25 protein-coding genes and 1 riboswitch are annotated in these 23,963 nt (G+C 52.2%); of the genes, 15 read left to right on the top strand and 10 right to left on the bottom strand.

The window, feature by feature from the left end; genetic code table 11:
• Window positions 1-6 precede the first annotated feature (6 nt).
• Window positions 7-2,271 (top strand): SPI-1 type III secretion system effector E3 ubiquitin transferase SlrP, encoded by a 2,265-nt coding sequence (slrP, locus tag ACLJNW_RS07330; RefSeq protein WP_023193983.1) that lies wholly within the window; start codon window positions 7-9, stop codon window positions 2,269-2,271.
• Window positions 2,272-2,365: 94 nt separating this feature from the next.
• Here slrP and yvcK read toward each other — a convergent pair whose 3' ends face one another.
• Window positions 2,366-3,274: a uridine diphosphate-N-acetylglucosamine-binding protein YvcK gene (gene yvcK, locus ACLJNW_RS07325; protein ID WP_001246033.1), complete on the bottom strand. Its 909-nt coding sequence runs from the start codon at window positions 3,272-3,274 to the stop codon at window positions 2,366-2,368.
• 264 nt (window positions 3,275-3,538) lie between these two features.
• Window positions 3,539-3,683: riboswitch (molybdenum cofactor riboswitch) on the top strand.
• Here yvcK and moaA point away from each other — a divergent pair.
• From moaA to ACLJNW_RS07280, 9 genes are all read left to right on the top strand, one after another.
• A complete protein-coding gene (gene moaA, locus ACLJNW_RS07320) occupies window positions 3,671-4,660 on the top strand; it encodes a GTP 3',8-cyclase MoaA (RefSeq protein WP_023204624.1) in 990 nt (329 codons plus the stop codon). (Overlaps the previous riboswitch by 13 nt.)
• A 21-nt stretch (window positions 4,661-4,681) precedes the next feature.
• Window positions 4,682-5,194: a molybdenum cofactor biosynthesis protein B gene (gene moaB, locus ACLJNW_RS07315; RefSeq protein WP_000084604.1), complete on the top strand. Its 513-nt coding sequence runs from the start codon at window positions 4,682-4,684 to the stop codon at window positions 5,192-5,194.
• Window positions 5,195-5,196: 2 nt separating this feature from the next.
• Window positions 5,197-5,682, top strand: coding sequence for a cyclic pyranopterin monophosphate synthase MoaC (gene moaC / locus ACLJNW_RS07310; RefSeq protein ID WP_000080894.1), 486 nt, complete (start codon window positions 5,197-5,199; stop codon window positions 5,680-5,682).
• A complete protein-coding gene (gene moaD / locus ACLJNW_RS07305) occupies window positions 5,675-5,920 on the top strand; it encodes a molybdopterin synthase sulfur carrier subunit (protein WP_000598597.1) in 246 nt (81 codons plus the stop codon). Before moaC ends, moaD begins: the two co-directional genes overlap by 8 nt.
• A 1-nt stretch (window position 5,921) precedes the next feature.
• Window positions 5,922-6,374 (top strand): molybdopterin synthase catalytic subunit MoaE, encoded by a 453-nt coding sequence (gene moaE / locus ACLJNW_RS07300; RefSeq protein ID WP_000545202.1) that lies wholly within the window; start codon window positions 5,922-5,924, stop codon window positions 6,372-6,374.
• Window positions 6,375-6,421: 47 nt separating this feature from the next.
• Complete coding sequence (locus ACLJNW_RS07295) at window positions 6,422-7,126, top strand: Bax inhibitor-1 family protein (RefSeq protein WP_000373611.1); 705 nt, start codon at window positions 6,422-6,424, stop codon at window positions 7,124-7,126.
• A 146-nt stretch (window positions 7,127-7,272) separates the two neighbouring features.
• Window positions 7,273-7,980: a Bax inhibitor-1 family protein gene (locus ACLJNW_RS07290; protein WP_024154795.1), complete on the top strand. Its 708-nt coding sequence runs from the start codon at window positions 7,273-7,275 to the stop codon at window positions 7,978-7,980.
• A gap of 23 nt (window positions 7,981-8,003) precedes the next feature.
• Window positions 8,004-8,612 carry a hypothetical protein gene (locus ACLJNW_RS07285; RefSeq protein WP_077910383.1) on the top strand — a complete coding sequence of 203 codons (609 nt, stop codon included), beginning with the start codon at window positions 8,004-8,006 and terminating at the stop codon, window positions 8,610-8,612.
• Window positions 8,613-8,619: 7 nt separating this feature from the next.
• On the top strand, window positions 8,620-9,180 hold the full coding sequence (locus ACLJNW_RS07280; protein WP_001052196.1) for a hypothetical protein: 561 nt from the start codon (window positions 8,620-8,622) through the stop codon (window positions 9,178-9,180).
• 2 nt (window positions 9,181-9,182) lie between these two features.
• On the opposite strand, the gene ACLJNW_RS07275 is transcribed toward ACLJNW_RS07280, so the two are convergent.
• From ACLJNW_RS07275 to ACLJNW_RS07265, 3 genes are read right to left on the bottom strand one after another with little or no spacing between them, the layout of a single operon-like run.
• On the bottom strand, window positions 9,183-10,145 hold the full coding sequence (locus ACLJNW_RS07275; RefSeq protein ID WP_001129817.1) for a YbhN family protein: 963 nt from the start codon (window positions 10,143-10,145) through the stop codon (window positions 9,183-9,185).
• Window positions 10,145-11,386 carry a cardiolipin synthase ClsB gene (gene clsB / locus ACLJNW_RS07270; protein ID WP_000649639.1) on the bottom strand — a complete coding sequence of 414 codons (1,242 nt, stop codon included), beginning with the start codon at window positions 11,384-11,386 and terminating at the stop codon, window positions 10,145-10,147. Before clsB ends, ACLJNW_RS07275 begins: the two co-directional genes overlap by 1 nt.
• Window positions 11,383-12,141 (bottom strand): endonuclease/exonuclease/phosphatase family protein, encoded by a 759-nt coding sequence (locus ACLJNW_RS07265; protein WP_000192039.1) that lies wholly within the window; start codon window positions 12,139-12,141, stop codon window positions 11,383-11,385. Before ACLJNW_RS07265 ends, clsB begins: the two co-directional genes overlap by 4 nt.
• Before the next feature lie 132 nt (window positions 12,142-12,273).
• Here ACLJNW_RS07265 and ACLJNW_RS07260 point away from each other — a divergent pair, with 132 nt between their 5' ends.
• On the top strand, window positions 12,274-12,684 hold the full coding sequence (locus tag ACLJNW_RS07260) for a YbhQ family protein (protein WP_000871970.1): 411 nt from the start codon (window positions 12,274-12,276) through the stop codon (window positions 12,682-12,684).
• On the opposite strand, the gene ACLJNW_RS07255 is transcribed toward ACLJNW_RS07260, so the two are convergent.
• The 6 genes from ACLJNW_RS07255 to ACLJNW_RS07230 all read right to left on the bottom strand — a co-directional run bounded on the left by ACLJNW_RS07255 (window position 12,646) and on the right by ACLJNW_RS07230 (window position 19,386).
• Entirely contained in the window at window positions 12,646-13,752 is a 1,107-nt protein-coding gene (locus ACLJNW_RS07255) for an ABC transporter permease (protein WP_000469050.1), read from the bottom strand. The two genes, ACLJNW_RS07260 and ACLJNW_RS07255, sit on opposite strands and share 39 nt — an antisense overlap.
• Before the next feature lie 115 nt (window positions 13,753-13,867).
• Window positions 13,868-14,998 carry an ABC transporter permease gene (locus ACLJNW_RS07250; protein ID WP_023204643.1) on the bottom strand — a complete coding sequence of 377 codons (1,131 nt, stop codon included), beginning with the start codon at window positions 14,996-14,998 and terminating at the stop codon, window positions 13,868-13,870.
• On the bottom strand, window positions 14,991-16,727 hold the full coding sequence (locus ACLJNW_RS07245) for an ATP-binding cassette domain-containing protein (RefSeq protein ID WP_001287612.1): 1,737 nt from the start codon (window positions 16,725-16,727) through the stop codon (window positions 14,991-14,993). Before ACLJNW_RS07245 ends, ACLJNW_RS07250 begins: the two co-directional genes overlap by 8 nt.
• Window positions 16,720-17,715: a secretion protein HlyD gene (hlyD, locus tag ACLJNW_RS07240; RefSeq protein WP_000743431.1), complete on the bottom strand. Its 996-nt coding sequence runs from the start codon at window positions 17,713-17,715 to the stop codon at window positions 16,720-16,722. Before hlyD ends, ACLJNW_RS07245 begins: the two co-directional genes overlap by 8 nt.
• The gene (gene cecR, locus ACLJNW_RS07235; RefSeq protein WP_001027526.1) at window positions 17,715-18,389 is read right to left on the bottom strand and encodes a transcriptional regulator CecR; all 675 of its coding nucleotides are present in this window, start codon (window positions 18,387-18,389) and stop codon (window positions 17,715-17,717) included. The genes hlyD and cecR overlap by 1 nt, the downstream gene beginning before the upstream one ends.
• A 73-nt stretch (window positions 18,390-18,462) precedes the next feature.
• Window positions 18,463-19,386 (bottom strand): LysR substrate-binding domain-containing protein, encoded by a 924-nt coding sequence (locus ACLJNW_RS07230; protein ID WP_001075547.1) that lies wholly within the window; start codon window positions 19,384-19,386, stop codon window positions 18,463-18,465.
• Window positions 19,387-19,926: 540 nt separating this feature from the next.
• Here ACLJNW_RS07230 and ACLJNW_RS07225 point away from each other — a divergent pair.
• The 4 genes from ACLJNW_RS07225 to ACLJNW_RS07210 are packed head-to-tail and all read left to right on the top strand — an operon-like array spanning window position 19,927 to window position 23,909.
• Window positions 19,927-21,258 carry an MFS transporter gene (locus ACLJNW_RS07225; protein WP_001518324.1) on the top strand — a complete coding sequence of 444 codons (1,332 nt, stop codon included), beginning with the start codon at window positions 19,927-19,929 and terminating at the stop codon, window positions 21,256-21,258.
• Between the two features lie 50 nt (window positions 21,259-21,308).
• Window positions 21,309-22,058 carry an SDR family NAD(P)-dependent oxidoreductase gene (locus ACLJNW_RS07220; protein WP_000924697.1) on the top strand — a complete coding sequence of 250 codons (750 nt, stop codon included), beginning with the start codon at window positions 21,309-21,311 and terminating at the stop codon, window positions 22,056-22,058.
• A 13-nt stretch (window positions 22,059-22,071) separates the two neighbouring features.
• Entirely contained in the window at window positions 22,072-22,917 is an 846-nt protein-coding gene (locus ACLJNW_RS07215) for a transketolase (protein WP_000784292.1), read from the top strand.
• Window positions 22,917-23,909: a transketolase family protein gene (locus tag ACLJNW_RS07210; RefSeq protein ID WP_000083414.1), complete on the top strand. Its 993-nt coding sequence runs from the start codon at window positions 22,917-22,919 to the stop codon at window positions 23,907-23,909. Before ACLJNW_RS07215 ends, ACLJNW_RS07210 begins: the two co-directional genes overlap by 1 nt.
• The last annotated feature ends 54 nt before the right edge of the window (window positions 23,910-23,963 follow it).

Genomic DNA, 23,963 nt, shown 5'->3' with positions numbered 1-23,963 from the left:
GAAAATATGTTTAATATTACTAATATACAATCTACGGCAAGGCATCAAAGTATTAGCAATGAGGCCTCAACAGAGGTGCCTTTAAAAGAAGAGATATGGAATAAAATAAGTGCCTTTTTCTCTTCAGAACATCAGGTTGAAGCACAAAACTGCATCGCTTATCTTTGTCATCCACCTGAAACCGCCTCGCCAGAAGAGATCAAAAGCAAGTTTGAATGTTTAAGGATGTTAGCTTTCCCGGCGTATGCGGATAATATTCAGTATAGTAGAGGAGGGGCAGACCAATACTGTATTTTGAGTGAAAATAGTCAGGAAATTCTGTCTATAGTTTTTAATACAGAGGGCTATACCGTTGAGGGAGGGGGAAAGTCAGTCACCTATACCCGTGTGACAGAAAGCGAGCAGGCGAGTAGCGCTTCCGGCTCCAAAGATGCTGTGAATTATGAGTTAATCTGGTCTGAGTGGGTAAAAGAGGCGCCAGCGAAAGAGGCAGCAAATCGTGAAGAAGCCGTACAACGGATGCGTGACTGCCTGAAAAATAATAAGACGGAACTTCGTCTGAAAATATTAGGACTTACCACTATACCTGCCTATATTCCTGAGCAGATAACTACTCTGATACTCGATAACAATGAACTGAAAAGTTTGCCGGAAAATTTACAGGGAAATATAAAGACCCTGTATGCCAACAGTAATCAGCTAACCAGTATCCCTGCCACGTTACCGGATACCATACAGGAAATGGAGCTGAGCATTAACCGTATTACTGAATTGCCGGAACGTTTGCCTTCAGCGCTTCAATCGCTGGATCTTTTCCATAATAAAATTAGTTGTTTACCTGAAAATCTACCTGAGGAACTTCGGTACCTGAGCGTTTATGATAACAGCATAAGGACACTGCCAGCACATCTTCCGTCAGGGATTACCCATTTAAATGTGCAGAGTAATTCGTTAACCGCTTTGCCTGAAACATTGCCGCCGGGCCTGAAGACTCTGGAGGCCGGCGAAAATGCCTTAACCAGTCTGCCCGCATCGTTACCACCAGAATTACAGGTCCTGGATGTAAGTAAAAATCAGATTACGGTTCTGCCTGAAACACTACCTCCCACGATAACAACGCTGGATGTTTCCCGTAACGCATTGACTAATCTACCGGAAAACCTCCCGGCGGCATTACAAATAATGCAGGCCTCTCGCAATAACCTGGTCCGTCTCCCGGAGTCGTTACCCCATTTTCGTGGTGAAGGACCTCAACCTACAAGAATAATCGTAGAATATAATCCTTTTTCAGAACGAACAATACAGAATATGCAGCGGCTAATGTCCTCTGTAGATTATCAGGGACCCCGGGTATTGTTTGCCATGGGCGACTTTTCAATTGTTCGGGTAACTCGACCACTGCATCAAGCTGTCCAGGGGTGGCTAACCAATCTCGAGGAGGAAGACGTCAACCAATGGCGGGCGTTTGAGACGGAAGTAAACGCGGCAGCCTTCAGCATGTTTCTGGATCGTCTTAGCGATACGCAGAACACCCGACACCCGGATTTTAAGGAACAAGTCTCCGCCTGGCTAATGCGCCTGGCTGAAGATAGCGCACTAAGAGAAACCGCATTTATTATAGCGATGGGTGCAACGATAAGCTGTGAAGATCGGGTCACACTGGCATACCACCAAATGCAGGAAGCGACGTTGGTTCATGATGCTGAAAGAGGCGCCTTTGATAGCCACTTAGCGGAACTGATTATGGCGGGGCGTGAAATCTTTCGGCTGGAGCAAATAGAATCGCTCGCCAGAGAAAAGGTAAAACGGCTGTTTTTTATTGACGAAGTCGAAGTATTTCTGGGTTTTCAGAATCAGTTACGAGAGTCGCTGTCGCTGACAACAATGACCCAGGATATGCGATTTTATAACGTTTCGGGTATCACTGAGTCTGACCTGGACGAGGCGGAAATAAGGATAAAAATTGCTGAAAATAGGGATTTTCACAAATGGTTTGCGCTGTGGGGGCCGTGGCATAAAGTGCTGGAGCGTATAGCGCCAGAAGAGTGGCGTGAAATGATGGCCAAAAGGGCTGAGTGTATTGAAACGGATGAGTATCAGAGCCGGGTCAATGCTGAACTGGAAGCGTTAGGAATAGCAGGTGATCCTGACGCAGAGCGCATGGCTGGAATGCGGATAATGGAAGAGATCAATCAGACCCTCTTTACTGAGATCATGGAGAATATATTGCTGAAAAAAGAGGTGAGCTCGCTCATGAGCGCCTACTGGTGATAGCTGAACGCAGTTTATCAGAAGAGGGAGAGAGCCTGTTTACCCTTCGGTGTAAACAGGCTTCTGATAAGCGCAGCGTCGTCGGTAAACGGGCTTAACCCAACGCCTGTAGCGCTTTTTCCAGCGCATTGTGTAATAACTGACGATCGTGGCGATAGGGGATATCGCTGGCCTCCAGCACTTCCTGAATCACCAGCCGATCGTTCACCGCACTGACGTCAACTCGCGGCCCAACCACTACTGCGTCAATGACTTTTTTGCCAATATATTGCTCCATCATCGCCAGCTTATCGACCAGCGTTAAACTGGCGGCGGGCAGACTCAGTTCGCGACCCAGATTGCCGATATACACCATTGGCGCTGGGGTGCGCCGCAGCGCCTGCGCCAGTTCATCCAGCAGCAGGCAAGGCATCAGGCTGGTATAAAAACTGCCAGGGCCAATCAGAATCAGATCCGCGTCATTAATGGCCTGTACCGCTTCCCGCGTCGCCGGAACGTTTGGCGTTAACATGATCTCCTGCGGCGGCGTCGCTAACTGATCGATATTCACCTCGCCATAAATCTCATGCCCCTGATCGTCAATCGCCATCAGATCTACCGGTAGCTCCGACATCGGGATCAGTTGCGCGTCCACTTTAAGCAGATTACGAATTAAATTAATCGCTTCCAGAGGCCGCACGCTCAGGTGATCTAACGCCTTTAACATCAAATTTCCGAGGTTATGACCAGAAAGTTCGCCATTACCGCCAAAACGGTACTCAAACATAGCGGATGCGACGCTGGGTTCGGTAATTAACTGATTCAGACAGTTGCGCATATCGCCCCAGGCGATCCCGCCTTCCGAGCGGCGAATACGGCCAGTTGACCCCCCGTTATCTGTGGTAGTCACAATGCCGGTCAGGCGCGAACCTAATGAAGAAAGCGAGGAGAGGACGCGTCCTAATCCATGCCCTCCGCCGAGGGCAACGACACGATCAAGGTCAGCCAGCGTACGATTGCGCATAAAAATTCCTGAAGTCAAATAAGCAGCGCTACAGTAGCGCAAGTCGCGGGTTTTCAGCAATTAGCCGACCGGCTAAAAGACAATTAATTATTCCCGACTACCCCTTTATAGCGAGGGCGTTACCACGGCTAAATGATATATATCAATGTAAAAGTGTGATTTTCACGTATTCTGTCGCTAAATAGCACGATCATATCGCTATGTATATGTTTATATAGCGAAAGCGTGATGGCGAAATTGTCATTTACACGCTAGTATCGGCGTAACCACAGTAAACACTCTAGCCTCTGCACCTGGGTCATTTTTGATATGGTGCTTTGGCCGTGACAACGTTTAACGTTTGCCACCAGGGCGCAGGAAGAAATGACTCCGCCTCCCGTATTTGGAAAGGTGTACATGGCTTCACAACTTACCGATGCTTTCGCGCGTAAGTTTTACTACTTGCGTTTGTCGATTACCGATGTGTGTAACTTTCGTTGCACCTACTGCCTGCCGGATGGCTACAAACCTGGCGGCGTCACTAACAACGGTTTCCTTACCGTCGATGAAATTCGTCGCGTTACGCGCGCTTTTGCCAGTCTTGGCACGGAGAAGGTGCGTCTTACCGGCGGCGAGCCTTCATTACGCCGCGATTTTACCGACATCATTGCCGCCGTGGGTGAAAATGATGCTATTCGCCAGATTGCGGTGACCACTAACGGTTATCGACTGGCGCGCGATGCCGCGAACTGGCGCGAAGCGGGGCTGACGGGCGTCAATGTTAGCGTTGATAGTCTGGATGCGCGTCAGTTCCATACGATTACCGGTCAGGACAAATTCCGCCAGGTGATGGCGGGCATCGATGCCGCCTTTGACGCCGGTTTCGAAAAGGTGAAAGTCAACACCGTGCTGATGCGCGACGTGAATCACCATCAGTTGGATACCTTCCTTGCCTGGATTCAGCCTCGCCCCATTCAGCTACGCTTCATTGAACTTATGGAGACGGGCGAGGGGAGCGATCTCTTCCGCAAACATCATATTTCGGGTCAGGTATTACGCGACGAGCTGATTAAGCGCGGCTGGATCCACCAGCTCCGCCAGCGTAGCGATGGCCCGGCGCAGGTTTTTTGTCATCCCGATTACGCCGGTGAGATCGGTCTCATTATGCCGTACGAAAAAGATTTCTGCGCCACCTGTAACCGCCTGCGTGTTTCGTCCGTCGGTAAGCTGCATTTATGTCTGTTTGGCGACGGCGGCGTGAGTTTACGCGACCTGTTACAGGATGACGCGCAGCAATACGCGCTTGAGAAACGTATTTCCGACGCGTTGCGGGAGAAAAAGCAGACCCATTTCCTTCACCAGAGCAATACTGGTATTACGCAAAATTTATCTTACATTGGCGGTTAATCCTTAATAAGGAGATTTCAGATGAGTCAGGTCAGCGCTGAATTTATCCCGACCCGCATCGCTATTCTTACTGTTTCCAGCCGACGCGGCGAAGAAGACGACACCTCCGGTCATTATCTGCGTGATTCGGCGCAGGAGGCCGGGCATGAAGTGGTGGCGAAAGCCATCGTTAAAGAGAACCGTTACGCGATTCGCGCCCAGGTTTCCGCCTGGATCGCCAGTGATGAGGTGCAGGTCGTATTGATAACTGGCGGGACCGGTTTGACCGAAGGCGATCAGGCGCCGGAAGCGCTGTTGCCGCTGTTCGATCGTGAAGTGGAAGGATTTGGCGAAGTGTTTCGCATGCTCTCGTTTGAAGAGATCGGCACCGCAACTCTGCAGTCGCGCGCGGTAGCTGGCGTGGCGAATAACACCTTGATTTTCGCCATGCCGGGCTCCACAAAAGCGTGCAGAACCGCATGGGAGAATATCATTGCGCCGCAGCTGGATGCCCGTACACGCCCATGTAATTTTCACCCTCATTTAAAGAAATAACGATGTCGCAATTAACCCATATAAACGCCGCAGGTGAAGCGCACATGGTGGACGTTTCCGCGAAAGCGGAAACCGTTCGTGAAGCGCGGGCGGAAGCATTCGTTACCATGCGTAGTGAAACGCTGGCGATGATTGTTGATGGCAAACACCACAAGGGCGATGTTTTCGCCACCGCCCGAATTGCCGGTATTCAGGCCGCCAAACGCACCTGGGAGCTGATCCCGCTGTGCCACCCGCTACTGCTAAGTAAAGTGGAGATTCAGCTTCAGGCCGAGCCGGAGCATAACCGCGTACGTATTGAGTCTCTGTGCCGTCTGACCGGTAAAACCGGCGTCGAAATGGAAGCGTTAACTGCGGCGTCCGTCGCGGCGTTAACCATCTACGACATGTGTAAAGCGGTACAAAAAGATATGGTAATTGGTCCGGTGCGCCTGCTGGCGAAAAGCGGCGGCAAATCGGGGGATTTTAAGGTGGATGCGCATGATTAAGGTGCTTTTCTTCGCCCAGGTTCGCGAGCTTACAGGAACTGACGCGCTGGATCTTCCAGCAGATTTTTCCACCGTTGAGTCGCTGCGACAGCATCTGACGACAAAGAGCGATCGTTGGGCGCTGGCGCTGGAAGATGGCAAGCTGTTGGCGGCGGTCAACCAGACGCTGGTAAGTTTTGACCATCCGCTGACGGCGGGCGATGAAGTGGCGTTTTTCCCGCCAGTCACGGGGGGCTAACATGCACGAAACGCGAATTGTAGTCGGCCCTGCGCCGTTTAGCGTCGGGGAGGAATATTCCTGGCTGGCGGCGCGCGACGAAGACGGCGCGGTCGTCACCTTTACCGGAAAAGTGCGCAATCATAACCTGGGCGATAGCGTTAAGGCGCTGACGCTGGAGCATTATCCCGGCATGACTGAGAAAGCTCTGGCGGAGATCGTCGCAAAGGCGCGTTCCCGCTGGCCGCTGGGGCGGGTCACGGTGATTCATCGCGTTGGCGAATTATGGCCGGGCGATGAGATTGTGTTTGTCGGCGTCACCAGCGCGCACCGCAGTAGCGCGTTCGACGCCGGTCAGTTCATTATGGATTATCTGAAAACCCGTGCGCCGTTCTGGAAGCGTGAAGCCACGCCGGAAGGCGATCGCTGGGTCGAAGCGCGCGACAGCGACCAGCAGTTGGCGAAACGTTGGTAGCAGAATGTGATACGCTTTAGGGTATCATTTCCACACAGGAGTTCATCATGGACAGATTTCCACGATCTGATTCAATAGTGCAGGCGCGGTCCGGCCTGCAGACCTATATGGCGCAAGTGTATGGCTGGATGACGGTCGGACTGTTACTGACCGCGTTTATCGCGTGGTATGCGGCTAATACGCCAGCCGTCATGATGTTTGTCTTTTCCAGTAAGATCACCTTCTTTGGCTTAATTATTGCCCAGCTTGCGCTGGTGTTTGTTCTGTCGGGACTGGTGCATAAACTTAGCGCCGGAATGGCGACGACGCTGTTTATGCTCTATTCGGCGCTAACCGGATTGACGTTATCCAGTATTTTTATCGTTTACACCTACTCCTCTATCGCCAGCACGTTTGTGGTGACGGGGGGAATGTTTGGCGCCATGAGCCTGTACGGGTACACCACTAAACGCGATCTTAGCGGTTTCGGCAACATGCTGTTTATGGCGCTTATTGGTATCGTTCTGGCGTCGCTGGTCAATTTCTGGCTGAAGAGTGAAGCGCTGATGTGGGCGGTAACCTATATCGGGGTGGTGGTGTTTGTCGGTCTGACCGCCTATGACACGCAGAAACTGAAAAATATCGGCGAGCAAATAGATACCCGCGATAGCGCTAATCTGCGTAAATATTCGATTCTCGGCGCGTTAACGCTGTACCTGGACTTTATCAACCTGTTCCTGATGTTACTGCGTATTTTTGGTAATCGCCGCTAATTATAGCGATCTCTTAAAATCCTGGCCCTGCGCCAGGATTTTTTTTAGGACTTTATTTAGGGCGAAACAGCATAAATATCTTAGAAATGTTTTCCTGCGCTTGCCATTCTTATCACCGTGATCATGTGAAGAGTGATAAATGACAAGTGGGACCTCTGGCTGCAATACGTATACGGCAAATAGCATTTATTCCCGCGACAATGTTATCCCTTACCTATTGGTATACTGCGTTGGGACTATGGTGTACCGCCGGCATTATATGGTTAACGTTGTATACTCATTTTTTGATAACTCACGTTCAACCTGTTGTTGTTTTGTGGATATCAGCACTTTTGCTTGGCCTGGGGTATGGGGCCGTTACCTGTGTTTTCCGCTTTGGCACTGTTGTCGTAACGTTGATATATATTGCCATCATTACACTTACCGGCGTGTCATTAGCTTACCTTTTCTCAGGTGGCGCGACCATTTTCGTGATTGTTGGAATCATGTTTAGTCTTAATGCCTTATTTATTTTCTACCTGAATATCAGTTCTGGTCTATTCAGGCCGTTAATTTTTATGGCGGTAAGCGGGATCATCGCTGCGATAGTTGTCAATAGCCTGGTGGCCAGTAGCACTCTGGTCTGGATAGTCAGTGTGCTGACGGTATTAGTATGGACATTGATTACAGCACTAGAAAAATCGACACTTCATGGTTATGCCCGCATGTTATACCACAGCGAGTTTTCATCCCTGCCTCGTTGCGCTTTATTTGGCGCGCTGACGCTTTACCTTGGTATTATTAATGCTGTGGTTACGCTGTGTCGTTATATCATTTTGATGATTCTGGAAATACTATTATCTTTCAGGCCGTAGGCGTTGCAGGTTTTTTATTCAGGTTGGTGATGATGGGTATAATGAGTAAATTATGTGGCAAACAATTTTGGTTAGCGTTTTGTGAAGCTAAAGACGTCACTCGCGCCATTAAAAATGGCGGCGAGGATTTTAATAAGAAATGCCCACCAGCGCTGATTTCTCATTTCATTACCGGATTGTCATGGGAACATTCATTACCCAATCCTGCGCCTGTTTGCGCGTTTAGTTTTATGCTTCTTGTGGGAGGTGTGTGTAGTGCGCATTTTGCTTTCGATAAGTTTATCCTGTATTGGCCGCTAAATATAATCATTTATTTTGGCAGTGCTATAGGTATGATGCTATGTGTTATGGCTGAGGTATGGCTTATTGCCAAGGGTTATATCCTGGGGTTGCGCCTCTGCGTTTTACTGTTTTTGTTAAATATTATGCTCTGCGGTACTGGATTATTTGACGTGTTGTGCCATCAAAATAGCGAACTAAAGAGTGATCTGGTTATCGCGATTATTATGGTTGTGCTTTGCCGCTGGGTGATGAATGGCGAAACGTTTACGATGATGATTCGTTTCTGCCTGGGGCGTCGATTAGTGCGAGTCGCATTACAAAAATATCTCACCTCACAGACAAGGAAATGATAAGCCCATGAACCTGATGACGTGGCTAACAGGAAAAACACTGGCGGAGCTGGTGAAAAAAGGGCAGTTGATCCCGCCAGAAATTAAGTTACCTGTGTATCCGGCCAGCCACTACAAAAAAAACTGGTATGAACAAGGTATTCCTCACGGAGGCGTTATTGGGCTTACGGCGATTATGATGACCATGACATGGATCGTCAGTATAAACATGGTTATTGCGCAGTTTGAGCTGCACAATAAAAAGCATCTGGAGCTGGTCTTCTTCCTGGCCGTGGGCTATATCGCTTTTCTTACCCCGTCAAATCAGCTCCTGCTTAAAGGAAGAATGAGCGGGGTCATTATTTACCGCTATGCGCTATTGCTGGCCATTATTTCCGTTACGTTGGCAACGTTCTGTACCCTGTCATCAGTATTCATGGGCGAGTTTCACGAAGTGCTCCTGCTGCTGTTTAGCTGGTCATTGCTGCTTTTTTCCCGCTTACAGATGAATACGTCTTTTTTCTCAGCATATGTTTATTTTTACCGGATAAAACGCGTTGTGCTGGAAAGCGAAAACGCGTCTGCTTAAATTTATTTCGCCATCGCCCGCTCGTTTTTCGCCCGCAGCTTCTTCGCCCGGCTCTCCAGGATCAGGTAGCACACCAGCGCCAGCAACAGGGGAATAAAATAGTAAAGCACACGGTACGCGAGCAGGGCGGCGATAATCGTGCCTTGCGACGTATGTTCGCCCGCCAGCAACGCAAGGAATACGGCCTCCAGCACGCCGATGCCTGCCGGAATATGCACGATGACGCCCGCGATACTGCTCACCAGCAGTACGCCCAGCACAAAGAAATAGTTCACATCCTGACCCATCAGCAGCCAGATAATGGCGCCCATCGCCATCCAGTTCGCGCTGGAGATCGCCATCTGCGCCAGCGCGAATTTCCATGACGGCAGCACCAGTTTCTGCCCTTTAATCGTCATATGCCGCCGCTTCGCAAAGGCGCAAAACCACAGATAGACCGCGATAATCAACAATAAAACGATACCGAGAATACGTAGCGTGCCTTCATCGATATACCAGTGGTCGGGAAGCTGGACAATGCCGAAGGTAAAAATGATTCCACCAAGCAGAATATAGCCCAGCCAGTTAGTGGTAATGCTGAGTGAGAAAATACGCGTGATAGTACTGCCGGGCAACCCGAGGCGAGAGTATAGTCGGTAACGCATCCCGATCCCGCCGACCCAGGTGCTGAGCGTCAGGTTAAAGGCATAGCAGACGAACGATACCAACATCACCTGTCGCTTCGCCAGTTTATGGCCGCAATAAAGCCGTCCAAGCAGGTCGTAGCAGCCGTACAGAAGATAGCTAACGATCACCAGTCCCACAGCGCTTAAAAGCGCCGTGCGGTTATAGTCGCGGATGACGGTCCAGACATCGCCCCAGTCGACCTTTTTAGCATAAACCACCAGCAGAACGACGACCGCAATAAAAAACAGCCAGGTCAGCACTTTTTTAGCCAGCCGCCAGCGCGGATGCGATTTAGCCATTAGGGCTTCACTCCTGTATTTTCTGGATCAACGCGATCCTGGGTTTCCATTTCTGGCTGGGCAGGCGGGGGAACCTGCGCCAGATGCGGGGTATGCGCCGGTAGCCAGCCGACCAGCGCCGGGAAATGACGTAAAAAGTGGAACGCCAGCACGCTTTTGGTCAGGTTCCACCAGGTGCGTTTCGGCAGCATAGACTCATCGACCTGCTTACAATCGTTCACGATGATGCCTTGTAAGTTATCGCGCAGGGTCTGGTTAAAAGTACGATCGTGAATGATCAGGTTAGCTTCAAGGTTAAGCGACAGGCTGAGCGGATCGAGATTACTCGACCCTACCGTGGCCCAGTGATCGTCCATCAGCGCCACTTTGCCATGCAGCGGACGTCGTCGGTATTCATAAACCTGCACGCCGCCCTTCACCAGATAGTTATAGAGCAACCGCGCGCCGACTTTGACTATCGGCATGTCTGGTTCCCCCTGGACAATCAGTTTTACGCTCACGCCACGGCGGGCGGCTTTACGCATTGCGTGGAGCAAGCGATAGCCGGGGAAAAAATAGGCGTTAGCGATAATCACTTCACGCTTTGCCTGGGTCAGCATTTTCAGATAATGACGTTCGATATCGTCGCGGTGCTCTTCATTATCCCGCCAGACAAACAGCGCCTGCGCTTCGCCGGGGTGACGGTTTTCTTCAGCCTGGTGATGGCGCTTCCACCAGCGGCGCGCGGGGCTTTGCCCCGGCAGATTCTCGACTTCGAATTGCAGGATATCGGCCACTACAGGCCCTTCGACCCGTACCGCGTAGTCTTGTTTCGCCTGCGGGCCGTAATCCGACATATGTTCGGCGGAGTAGTTAATGCCGCCGACAAAGGCAATACGATCATCAATCACCACAATTTTGCGGTGCATTCGGCGGAAGATATTGGTTCGCAACCCCAGTAGACGCGGGCGGGGGTCGTAATAGCGAAAAATCACGCCTGCTGAGGTCAATTCGCCGACAAACGCGTCGCTGAGATCGGGAGAGCCGTAGCCGTCGAGTAATACTTCGGCTTTTACGCCGCGCTGTGCGGCTTTTAGCAGAGCGGCATGGAGTTTTTTACCCACCTCATCTTCAAACAAGATAAAGGTTTCCAGAATGATTTTTTGCTGTGCCTGAGCGATAGCCTCAAACACGGCAGGATAGAACTGGTCGCCGTTTTCCAGTAGCTGAATTTGATTACCTTCACGCCAGCCGCATTTCATAGATGGATCTCCGCGCTAAGGGGGGCATGGTCTGATAAATGTCGCCAGTTCCGCAGCGGTAGCGCCGTAGGAGAACTGGCGTTCGCATTCTTGACGTAAATACGATCGAGTCGCAGCAGCGGCATACTCACCGGGAATGTGCGCGCCGGTCGGCCATGGGCACGGGTGAATATCTCCTCCAGCCCGGCCGCGTTTAACGGCGGGCCGGCCTTTTGCCGCCAGTCATTAAAGTCTCCGGCCACCAGCACCGGTTCTGATTCCGGCAAGGCATTCACCCATCCCGCCAGCATGGTTAACTGTGCCTGGCGGTGGCTCTCCCGCAGGCCGAGATGTACGCACATGACGTGGATAGGGCGGTTGAGCATGGGCGGCGTAATGCGGCAATAGAGCACGCCGCGTTTTTCGCTACCGCCGACCGAGACGTCGCGATTTTCATAATGTTCAATGGGATAGCGAGAAAGAACCGCGTTACCGTGGTGGCCTTCCGGATAGACCGCATTGCGGCCATAGGCGAAATCGCTCCACATGGTGTCGGCTAAAAATTCATAGTGGGTAGTGTCCGGCCAGTTTTCGATATGCAGCGGATGCACTTCGTGCGCGCCCATCACTTCTTGCAGACAGACGATATCGGCGCCGACCGTTCTGACGGCGTCGCGCAGCTCCGGCAGGATGAAGCGTTTATTAAAGGCGGTAAAACCTTTGTGCGTATTAATTGTGAGCACTTTGAATGAAAAATTTCGCGTGTGTTGAGTCATTTTCTTCCTGTCCGCGTCACTATCCTGATTGAAATAGTGTAGTCGTCGTCACAAAAAGATGCGGTCTTACGGAATTTTCCGTAAAGTTCGGTACTCTGAATAATGAGAGAAAAATGCTTCAGGAGAAAAGCCATGAAGTGGCAACAACGCGTTCGTGTCGCAACCGGCCTCGGTTGTTGGCAGATTATGTTGCATTTACTGGTAGTGGCGATGCTGGTAATAGGCTGGATGAGCGGCACATTAGTGCGCGTCGGCCTGGGATTATGCGTGCTTTATGGCGTGACGGTACTGCTGATGCTGGCGTTGCAGCGCCATCATGAGCAACGCTGGCGCGATGTGGCGGATGTGCTGGAAGAGCTGACTACCACCTGGTACTTCGGCACCGCGCTGATTGTCCTCTGGCTGCTATCCCGCGTATTGCAAAACAATGTCTTACTGGCGCTGGCGGGGCTGGCTATCCTGGCCGGGCCCGCCGTGGTCTCGCTACTGGCGAAAGATAAAAAGCTACATCACTTTGCGTCTAAACATCGCATACGCCGCTGAACCCGTGGTGGCCGCTATCACCAGTAGCGGCCACAAACTTCCCCAGACAATCCCCAGACTCGCGTCCTTAAGATAAATTTGCTTGGTAATATCAGTAAAGTGGCGGATAGGGTTTATCCACGTCAGGTTTTGCAGCCAGACCGGCATGTTTTCCACCGGCGAGACATAACCCGAGAGCAGAATCGCCGGCATCATAAAGACAAAGACGCCGATAAACGCCTGCTGTTGCGTGGCGCAAAGCGATGATATCAGCAAGCCAAAGCCTACCAGCGACAGCCCGTAAATCACCATCGTGAAATAAAACAGCGCTAATGAACCGGCGAAGGGAATTTGGTATGCCCAAATGCCGATAGCTAGCACGATCGTGGCCTGGAAGGTCGCGACAATCAGCGCCGGCACCGCTTTGCCGACGAAAATCTGCCAGGTGGTGAGCGGAGAGACCAGCAGCTGATCCAGAGTGCCTTGTTCACGCTCGCGGGCGACGGACAGCGAAGTGACGATCATCACGCCGATAGTGGTGATCATGGCGATCAGCGAGGGCACCACAAACCACTTGTAGTCCAGATTCGGGTTATACCAGTTGCGTACCACCAGTTCGCTATTGTTGGGCTTTGGCTTGCCGTCCATCAGTGTCTGCTGATACTCCTTGACGATCTGTTGCAGATAATTGGCGGCAATTTGCGCGCTGTTGGAGTTACGTCCATCAAGAATGAGTTGCATCGGCGCAGGCTGGAAGGTATCCAGATTCCGCGAGAAATCCGCCGGGAAGCGTACCAGCAGCAGCGCTTTTTGCGTATCGATAGTCGGCTGGATCTCCTGCGGACTGTTCAGCAATAGCACATGGGTAAACGCTTTCGCGCGGGCAAAGCGCTGGGTAAGTTCTACCGAATGTTTGCCGTTATCTTCGTTATAGATGGCGATAGTCGCGTTAGTGACTTCAAGCGTCGCGGCGAACGGAAACAGGATGACCTGAATCAGCACCGGCAGAATCAGGATCGCGCGCGTTTGCGGTTCGCGTAAAAGCGATTGCAGTTCTTTGCGAATTAACGTCCATAAACGATGAAACATGCCCGTCCTCTCAGTCCAGTTTGCAGGCCTGATAAGCAAAGCGTATCAGGCATAATACCGGATGGCGGCGTGAACGCCTTATCCGGCCTACGACGACAATTATCCATACACATAGTTAATCCAGCCGTCGTTTGGTTTTTAGCCACGTCAGGCCAATAAACATCACCGCCGAGGCGATTAAAAACAGTACGTTAACGCCTAACACGACCGGAATATTGCCGGCCAGAAACAGACTTTGCAGGGTGCTAACAAAATAGCGCGCCGGAATAATATAGGTCACCGCGCGGATCACCGCAGGCATACTGTCTATCTGGAAGATAAACCCGGACAGCATAATCGAGGGTAAAAAGGCGGCGTTCAGCGCCACCTGCGCGGCGTTAAACTGGTTGCGAGTGATGGTGGAAATCAACAGCCCCATCCCCAGCGTACTCAGTAAAAACAGACTGGTGATGATAAACAGAATCACCAGCGAACCGCGATACGGCACGCCGAGAATAAACACCGATACCAGCATACAGAGCAGCATCGCCAGCATACCGAGAAAGTAATAGGGAATAAGCTTACACAGCAGCAGTTCAACACGCGTCACTTCGGTTGAGAGCAGCGCCTCCATCGTGCCGCGCTCCCATTCGCGGGCAACGACCAGCGAGGTGAGGATTGCGCCAATTACCGTCATGATAATGGTCACCGCCCCGGGAATGATAAAATGCTGACTGATCGCCGCCGGGTTAAACCAGTAGCGCGTCTGGACGTCGATGAGCGGTTCAAAGGTGTCGCCGCGATCTTCCGCCCGCTGCTGTTGCCAGATTTGCCAGATGCCTTCCACATAACCCTGAACGAAGTTGGCGGTGTTTGGCTCGCTGCCGTCGGTAATCACCTGAATCGGCGCGCTGTCACCGTCGCGCACCATTTGCTGCGCGAAATCCACCGGAATCACCACCAGTCCGCGAATGCGTCCGGCCTGCATTTTTTCAATTAATTCATGGCGGTTATCGCTAATGGTCGCGTCGATATAGGGTGAACCGGTCATCGCATGAGTGAAATCCAGCGCCTCCTGGCTTTGTTGTTCAAGCAGAATCCCCACCCGCAGTTTGCTGGAGTCGAGGTTAATGCCGTAACCAAAAATAAACAGCAACAGCAGCGGGATCACCACCGCAATCAGCCAGCTACTGGGATCGCGCACGATCTGGCGCGTCTCTTTGACGCACAACGCACGCACGCGGCGCCAGGAGAGAGACTTACTCATGCGTATGCTCCTTATCCCAGTCATTGATGAGAGTGATAAAGGCCTGCTCCATCGTTGGATCGGCCTGTTGCTCATCGGCGGCCTGCGCTTTGAGATCGTCCGGCGTACCGCTGGCGATAAGCTTCCCGCGATAAACCAGTCCGATGCGATCGCAATATTCCGCCTCATCCATAAAGTGGGTCGTCACCATTACCGTGACCCCTTTTTCCACCATGCTATTAATGTGCAGCCAAAATTCACGGCGGGTGAGGGGATCAACCCCGGACGTTGGTTCATCAAGGAATAAAATATCCGGTTCGTGCATCAGCGAGCAGGCCAGCGCCAGTCGCTGTTTAAAGCCCAGCGGCAGCGCATCGGTGGGATGCGACGCGATGCTTTTCAGACCAAACGCTTCACTCATGCGCTGAATTTTTTCATTTTGCGCGCGGCCCCGCAAACCGTAGACGCCGGAGAAAAAACGCAGGTTCTGCTCAACCGTCAGGTTGCCGTAAAGCGAAAATTTTTGCGCCATATAGCCCAGATGCTGACGGGCTTTGCCGGAGCTGACTTTCAGATCCATATCCAGCACCAGCGCCTTGCCGGACGTCGGCACCAGCAGGCCGCACATCATTTTAAAGGTGGTTGATTTACCCGCGCCGTTCGGGCCGAGCAGGCCAAAAATCTCGCCGCGCTGTACGACGAAATTAACATGGTCCGTGGCCGCGAAATCGCCAAATTTTTTCGTCAGTTCCTGCGCTTCAATCACCGTTTCGCCGGCAGTGCCTTCAACCGTATGCAGGATTGAACCCAGCGGAGACTCCGAGGTTCCCGCTCCGCCAAGCAGATCGATAAACGCATCTTCGAAACGCGGCGCGGTCTCATTGAGGGTGATTTCCGGCATCCCTTCGGCCTGACGAATATCTGCTGCGGTCGCCTCTTTTTTCAGGATCAGGCGTACCGAACGTCCCTGAATCATGCCGTCGCTCACCTGCGGCAGTCTGAGCGCTCTCTGTAGTAACTTACGGTTGTTTTCCTGTGGACTGCTCATCAGAAAGCTACGACCGGCCATCGTTTGCGTCAGCGCTTTAGGTTCGCCCTGATAGAGCAGCTCGCCTTCATTCATCAGCAGCACATCGCGGCACTGTTCGGCTTCGTCGAGGTAGGAGGTGCTCCAGAGGATTAGCATCCCGTCGCCCGCCAGCTCGTGGACCATCTGCCACAACTCGCGCCGTGAAATCGGGTCAACGCCAACGCCCGGTTCATCCAACAGCAGCACTTTCGGTTCGCCGACCAGCGTACAGGCCAGCCCCAGTTTTTGCTTCATCCCGCCGGACAATTTCCCCGCCAGACGGCCAGTGAAAGGGCCGAGGGCGGTAAACTCCAACAAACGGGCAAAGGTCTTTTCCCGTATCTCGCCGGTAACGCTGCGTAAATCGGCATAGAGATTAAGGTTCTCCATGACGGTAAGATCTTCATACAGACCGAATTTCTGCGGCATATAGCCCAGAACCGCGTGCAGCTCGCTGTCGTTTTGTATCGGGTCGAAGCCCAATACTGACGCGTTGCCGCCATCGGCTTTGAGCAGGCCCGCCAGCATACGCATCAGCGTGGTTTTTCCTGCGCCGTCCGGCCCTACCAGCCCGGTGACATAACCGGAATGAATGGTACAGTCGAGCGGCGCGACGGCGGGTTTATCCATTCCCGCAAAGCGCTTCGTCAGACCGTGCAGCGTAATAACGGCCTCACTCATGCCGTGCCTCGTCATTAAATTTCACCGTGACTGGCATCCCCTGGCGTAACGCATCGTCCGCATCGGTGACGATAATGCGCAGGCGATAGACGAGATCGGTACGCAGATCCGGCGTTTCGACGGTTTTCGGCGTAAATTCCGCGGTGGGCGAAACGAAACCAATCTTGCCGTGGTAAGGTTTGTCAGGACGACCGTCGGTATACAACAGAATGTCGCGCCCCGGTTGCGTCTGACTGAGGTTGCGTTCATCGACATAGGCGCGCACCCAGACGGGGCGGGTCAGCGAGAGCGTTAATACCGTGCTGCCGGCGTTCAGCATACTGCCAGGCTCGACCGCGCGGGTGAGCAAGGTTCCGTTGGCAGGCGCGATAAGCGTGGTGTCCTGCAAATCAAGCTGCGCCTGCGCCAGTTGGGCCTTTGCCTGTTCCAGGCTGGCTTTCGCCTGGGCGATATCCTGTTCACGATTACCGGTACGGTACTGGCTCAGTTTATCCTGCGCGGACTTCAGCGTCGCCTGCGCCTGATCGCGCGATGAGCGGGCGTTTTCCAGATCGTTAGCGGAAATGGTGCGGCTTTTCCACAATCCTTGCTGACGGTTATAAAAGTTTTGCGCGTAGTCATAGGCGGCTTGCGCCTGTCTGACGGCGGCGGCGGCCTGGGCTATCTCTTCATCGCGATAGCCTGCCAGCATCAAATCATATTGCGCCTGCGCGACCGACACGCCAGCTTTCGCCTGCATTAGCGCGTTTTCGTATGGCGCGTGATCCAGTTCGCCGAGCACCTGTCCGGCTTTGATGGCATCGCCTTCATCAACATTCAGCGACGCCAGCCTGCCGCCGACGCGAAAGCTGATATTGACGGTACGGATATCGACATTACCGTATAGCGTCAGCCCATCGTCCTGCCGACTTTGATACCACCAGGTTCCACCGGCAATCACAGCGACGATCGCTGCGATTGCCAGTCCGATAACGACAGGTTTTTTCATCAGTCCAGACTCCTTTGCGTTAAACCGTGCAGAATAAGATCGATGTGGCAGGTTACCGTCTGGTAAATCAGCTCCGCTTTTTCTTCATCAAACTGCGGCCAGCCGGTACGTAACAGAATAGTTTCTTTGCCGAGACGGAACGCCAGCACTTCGCCCAGTAAGGCATGGGTATGCAAAATCATGCGCGTATCATTGGCGTCGCAGCCGGTATAAGCGGCAACCAATCTTGTCAGATGGGTGTGCAACGGATCGATAACCTGTTCATGGACCAATTGATAGGCCGACGTGGGAGAGAGCTGCTCGCGTGAAATAAATTTGCTCAGGTTAACGGTGTCTTCCTGCGTCAGCAGCATAATCATGTTCTTGCAGGCGAGCAGAATGAGTTCGCGTATGGCGTCCCGGTCAGGGGCAGGCTGGCTAAACAGACGTTCCGCTTTTTCAGCATGGGGGCGAAATTTTTCGCCAAGAAAATCGGCAATCCACTGGGCGCAGGCGAGGTATAAATCCTCTTTTGAGCCGAAATAGTAAGTAATGGCGGCAATATTTTGCCCCGCCAGCGCGGCGATATCGCGCGTGGTGGCATGGAGGCCATACTCGCCAAACTGCGCCAGTGCGGCGGCAATGAGCTGACTTTTCGCCTGCTCGCCCTTGGTGGTCGTGGTGGAAATATTCATCACACGCCCTAAGTCTTAATCAATCGATTGATTAACTTTAGGCGCACATTTCAGGTTTGTCTACCGCCAGCTATTAGATCTGAAATCCTTCGCGGCTTAGCTCTTTGGAAACCCAATTAAAGAATATCCTCACTTTCTCTTTTTGTTCATTGTGGTGTGGCAAAACGAAGTGGTGAGCGTTAACCGGCATACTCACGTCAGTCGTAAAAACGGGCGCCAGGTGGCGTTGGCTAACGCTTTGTCCGGCCAGTAAATTGCTTTCAAGAATAATACCCATGCCCATGCGTGCAGCCTCAATGCTCATATAGGAGCGGTCAAAATTAAAAATAAAGTTTTTATTCCAGCCGCGAACCTTATGCCAGGACAGCCAGTTGCTCCAGTTGATCAGCGTGCTATCTGAATGAATAAGATCGCAACCCAGTAAATCTTCAATGTTTTGAATGCTATGACTCGCTAAATAAGTCGATGATGTATAGGGGAGCATACGTTCATTTTTTATGGTTTTGACGACCAGCGTCGGCCATTGTGAAAGGCCGTGGCGGATATCGATATCGATATTATCACGGGAGAACTGAATACTTTCGTAAGAACAGGTCAGGCTAATTTTAAGCTCAGGCCAGGCCTGGCGAAATTTATTCAGACGGGGCATCAACCATAGTAATCCAAAACTCGGTGCTGAATGTATGCGTAAATAATCCTGGTGAATATCATTTATGACCTGGTTGGTAGCCTGTCCAATAATGTTTAACGCCCCCGAAACCTCTTTTAAATATTTTTCACCAATCGCGGTCAATACGACGCCTTTACTGCTGCGCGAAAAAAGTTTCTTTCCCAGATACTGTTCCAGACTGGCTATCTGATGGCTTACCGCGGAGGCCGTAACATTGAGATTTTCAGCTGCCAGATTCAGGCTGTTGGTATCAGCCACTTCAATGAATGCCTGGATATTGCGTAAAGATGGCACAGGCAAGCTTTTATTCTGTAGTGGCTGGTTCATGATTATCTCCGGTGAATGGAATGATGATCGCCCAATTTTATTACCCCAGGAAGTAAATTCAGCGGTTACTCCCCTAATACCTGGTCAGCTTAACATAGGCGAAAAATAAGTTATGGGGTAATTCGTGATGAAGTTAACAGTTTTATCTGCCATTTCTGTCGGTCAAGCTGATTCGACAATAATTTGAATCCAGTCACGAAGCAAATTTTCCTCATTCATAATTGAGGTTTTTTGAATACCGTTTCTTTTGGGGATTGTTATATTGCAACCACAGGCCTGATAACAAGGCGCGATGCGGTAAGGTTCGCGAAAAAAATATATACCCAAAATAATTCGAGTTGCTTAAAGGCGGCAAGGGAGTGAGTCCCCAGGAGCATAGATAACTATGTGACTGGGGTGAGCGACAAATCTGCCGGGAGCAGATTTGAACGTCGCGTGCGACGGCCCGTCAGGGCGAGGCCCATGGATGGGCCGAGTATCCGTAGCCAACACATAAGCAACTTGAAGTATGAAGGGTATAAACAATAATGAGGATACCCTATGTCACGTATAGATACTGTAGTCTGTACTGACGCCAGGAAGACAAAATATCGTTTGGTGGTTTTGACGATGATTTTCCTGGTGTATGCAATAAATTACGCCGACAGAACCAATATCGGCGCGGTGCTGCCGTTTATCATTGATGAGTTTCATATCAACAACTTTGAAGCCGGAGCCATCGCCAGTATGTTTTTCCTTGGCTACGCGGTAAGCCAGATCCCGGCAGGTTTTTTTATCGCCAAACGCGGCACGCGGGGGTTAGTTTCACTATCAATTTTCGGCTTTTCCGCTTTCACCTGGCTGATGGGCACGGTAAGTTCGGTGTTTAGCCTGAAGATGGTGCGACTGGGACTGGGGCTTAGCGAAGGACCATGCCCGGTGGGGCTGGCTTCAACGATTAATAACTGGTTCCCGCCGAAAGAGAAAGCCACGGCAACCGGCGTTTATATCGCGGCCACCATGTTTGCGCCGATTATCGTGCCGCCGTTGGCGGTGTGGATTGCGGTCACCTGGGGCTGGCGGTGGGTCTTTTTCTCCTTTGCGATCCCGGGGATCGTGGCGGCGATTGCCTGGTATTTACTGGTTAAGTCAAAACCTTCAGAGAGCGGATTTGTTTCGCAAAGTGAGCTGGAGGAGATTAATGCCGGGCGTGATATCCATAAAAACACCGTACGGGAAAATATATTAATTGCCGATCGTTTCACTTTGCTGGATAAAATTATTCGGGTGAAAAAAATGGCGCCTATCGATACGGCAAAAGGATTATTCACCTCCAAAAATATCCTCGGTGACTGCCTGGCCTATTTTATGATGGTTAGCGTGCTGTACGGCTTATTAACCTGGATTCCGCTCTATTTAGTAAAAGAGCGCGGTTTTGATGTCATGAGTATGGGGTTTGTAGCCAGTATGCCGTGCATCGGTGGGTTTATTGGCGCGATTGGCGGCGGATGGATTTCGGATAAAGTATTAGGCCGTCGTCGTAAGCCAACGATGATGTTTACCGCTATTTCTACCGTGGTCATGATGTTAATTATGCTGAATATTCCGGCAAGCACCTGGGCGGTATGTGTTGGGTTATTCTTCGTCGGTTTATGCCTGAATATTGGCTGGCCCGCATTCACAGCATACGGTATGGCGGTTTCGGACACGAAAACTTATCCCATTGCCTCTTCTATTATCAATAGCGGCGGCAACCTCGGCGGGTTTGTCGCTCCGATGGCTGCGGGTTTTTTACTTGATAAGACCGGCAGCTTTAATTCTGTATTTACCTATTTCGGTATCTGCGCAGCAATTGGTCTGGTGGTTATTCTCTTCCTCGATGAGCCACAATAACGGAAATATATCCTGTTAATTAATATGACGTAATGTCATGGAGTGAAAATATGTTATTAAAAGATAAAGTCGCCATTATTACTGGCGCGGCCTCCGCACGCGGTTTGGGTTTTGCTACCGCGAAATTATTTGCTGAAAACGGCGCTAAAGTGGTCATTATCGACCTCAATGGCGAAGCCAGTGAAGCCGCGGCTGCGGCATTAGGCGAAGGTCATCTCGGGCTGGCGGCAAACGTCGCTGACGAAGTTCAGGTTCAGGCGGCAATTGAACAGATCATGGCTAAATATGGTCGGGTCGATGTACTGGTGAATAACGCCGGTATTACTCAGCCGCTGAAGCTAATGGACATTAAGCGCGCTAATTATGACGCGGTGCTTGACGTCAGCCTGCGCGGCACGCTGTTGATGTCACAGGCGGTTATCCCGGTCATGAGAGCGCAAAAATCCGGCAGCATTGTCTGCATCTCCTCCGTTTCCGCCCAGCGCGGCGGCGGTATCTTCGGCGGCCCACACTACAGCGCGGCAAAAGCCGGCGTGCTCGGTCTGGCGCGGGCGATGGCGCGTGAGCTTGGCCCCGATAACGTCCGCGTAAACTGCATCACTCCGGGGCTGATTCAGACTGACATCACCGCCGGTAAGCTGACCGATGAAATGACGGCCAACATCCTTGCCGGGATCCCGATGAACCGCCTGGGCGATGCGGTAGACATCGCGCGCGCCGCGCTGTTCCTGGGAAGCGATCTCGCGTCCTACTCCACCGGTATCACCCTGGATGTTAACGGCGGCATGTTAATTCACTAAGCGAGGCAATGAGATGAAGATGACCGAATCACAAAAAGTCGCCGCGGCGGCGTGGCGCATCCGCCGCTACGCCCTGCAAATGGGGGAAGTTCAGGGACAGGGCTATATCGGCCAGGCTCTGGGCTATGCCGATGTGCTGGCAACCGCGTTCAGCCACGCGATGACCTACCGTCCGGAAGACCCTGAGTGGGAAGGGCGCGACCGCTTCCTGCTTTCTCACGGCCATTACGCTATCGCCTACTATGCGGCGCTGCTGGAAGCGGGAATTATCCCGGAAGAGGAGCTGGAAACCTACGGTTCCGACGACAGCCGCCTGCCGATGTCGGGGATGGCGACCTACACGCCGGGGATGGAGATGTCCGGTGGTTCGCTGGGGCAGGGGCTGTCCATTGCCGTAGGAATGGCGCTCGGGCTGAAGCAAAAGAGCAGCACGTCCTGGGTTTATAACTCTATGTCGGATGGGGAGCTGGACGAAGGTTCAACCTGGGAAGCGGCGATGTCGGCAGCCCACTATGGCCTGACTAACTTGATTAACATCGTTGATGTCAACAAACAGCAGGCGGACGGCGATTCGCGCAAAATCCTCGGCTTTGAGCCGCTGCATGAAAAATGGGCCGCTTTCGGCTGGTACGTACAGCGCGTGGACGGTAACGATCTGGCCGCGGTGATTGCCGCCTTCGACAACGCGAAAAGTCATACCGGCAACCAGCCGCGGGTCATTCTCTGCGACACGTTGATGGGTAAAGGAGTGCCGTTCCTCGAAACCCGCGATAAGAACCATTTTATTCGCGTCGATGCTGACGAGTGGCAAAAAGCGATTGCGGTGCTGGACGCTAACAAACCGGAAGGAGTGCTGTAATGAGCCAGAGTAAACCACGTTTAAAAACGTCCGCGATGATTGCTTCTATCGCCGATGAAGGCCAGGCGACGATCCCTGCGCCGTTTGGCGTCGCGCTGTCAAAACTGGCGGCGCAGCGCCCGGAAATCGTCGGTATGACCGCGGACCTGTCAAAATATACCGATCTACATATTTTCGCCCAGGCTTTCCCGGATCGCTTTTTCCAGATGGGAATGGCGGAACAGCTGCTGATGGGCGCGGCGGGGGGCATGGCGAAAGAGGGATTTATTCCCTTCGCTACCACCTACGCTGCGTTTGCCACCCGTCGCGCCTATGATTTTATCCATCAGGTGATCGCCGAAGAGCATCTGAACGTGAAGATCTGCGCAGCGCTGCCGGGCCTGACGACGGGTTATGGCCCAAGCCACCAGGCAACCGAAGATCTGGCGATTATGCGCGGCATTCCCGGCATGGTTATCGTCGATCCTTGCGATGCGCTGGAGATAGAGCAGGCGGTACCGGCAATTGCTGACCATAACGGCCCGGTGTATATGCGCCTGCTGCGCGGTAAGGTGCCGCTGGTGCTGGATAAGTACGACTATCAGTTTGAGCTGGGCAAGGCGAAACTGCTGGAGGACGGCAATGATGTGCTGATTATCTCTTCCGGGCTGATGACCATGCGCGCTCTGGAGGCGGTTGAAAAGCTACGCGCCGATAATATCAGCGTGGCCGTACTGCACGTGCCGACAATCAAGCCGCTTGATGAAAAAGCGATTATTGAGCAGGCGTCGAAGCCCGGTCGCCTGGTGATGACCGCGGAAAACCATACCTCGGTCGGCGGGTTGGGGGAGGCGGTTGCCGCACTGCTGATGCGCAAAGGCGTACGCTGCGAGCTGGATACCGTTGGTTTACCTGACGAGTTTCTGCTGGCCGGCGCGCTGCCGACCCTGCACGATCGCTACGGCATCTCCACCGCGATGATGGTAGAAAAAATTAAGCATCGTCTGCGTTAATGACTTTCGCCGCCGCGTTCTGCGGCGGCGCTTCTCTGTTTCCGCTCGAGGTTT

The organism is Salmonella sp. SAL4457, from assembly GCF_046548235.1.
Classification (GTDB): domain Bacteria; phylum Pseudomonadota; class Gammaproteobacteria; order Enterobacterales; family Enterobacteriaceae; genus Salmonella; species Salmonella enterica.
The sequence above is the reverse complement of the archived record's forward strand: the minus strand, read 5'-3'. Positions and strand labels throughout refer to the sequence as shown.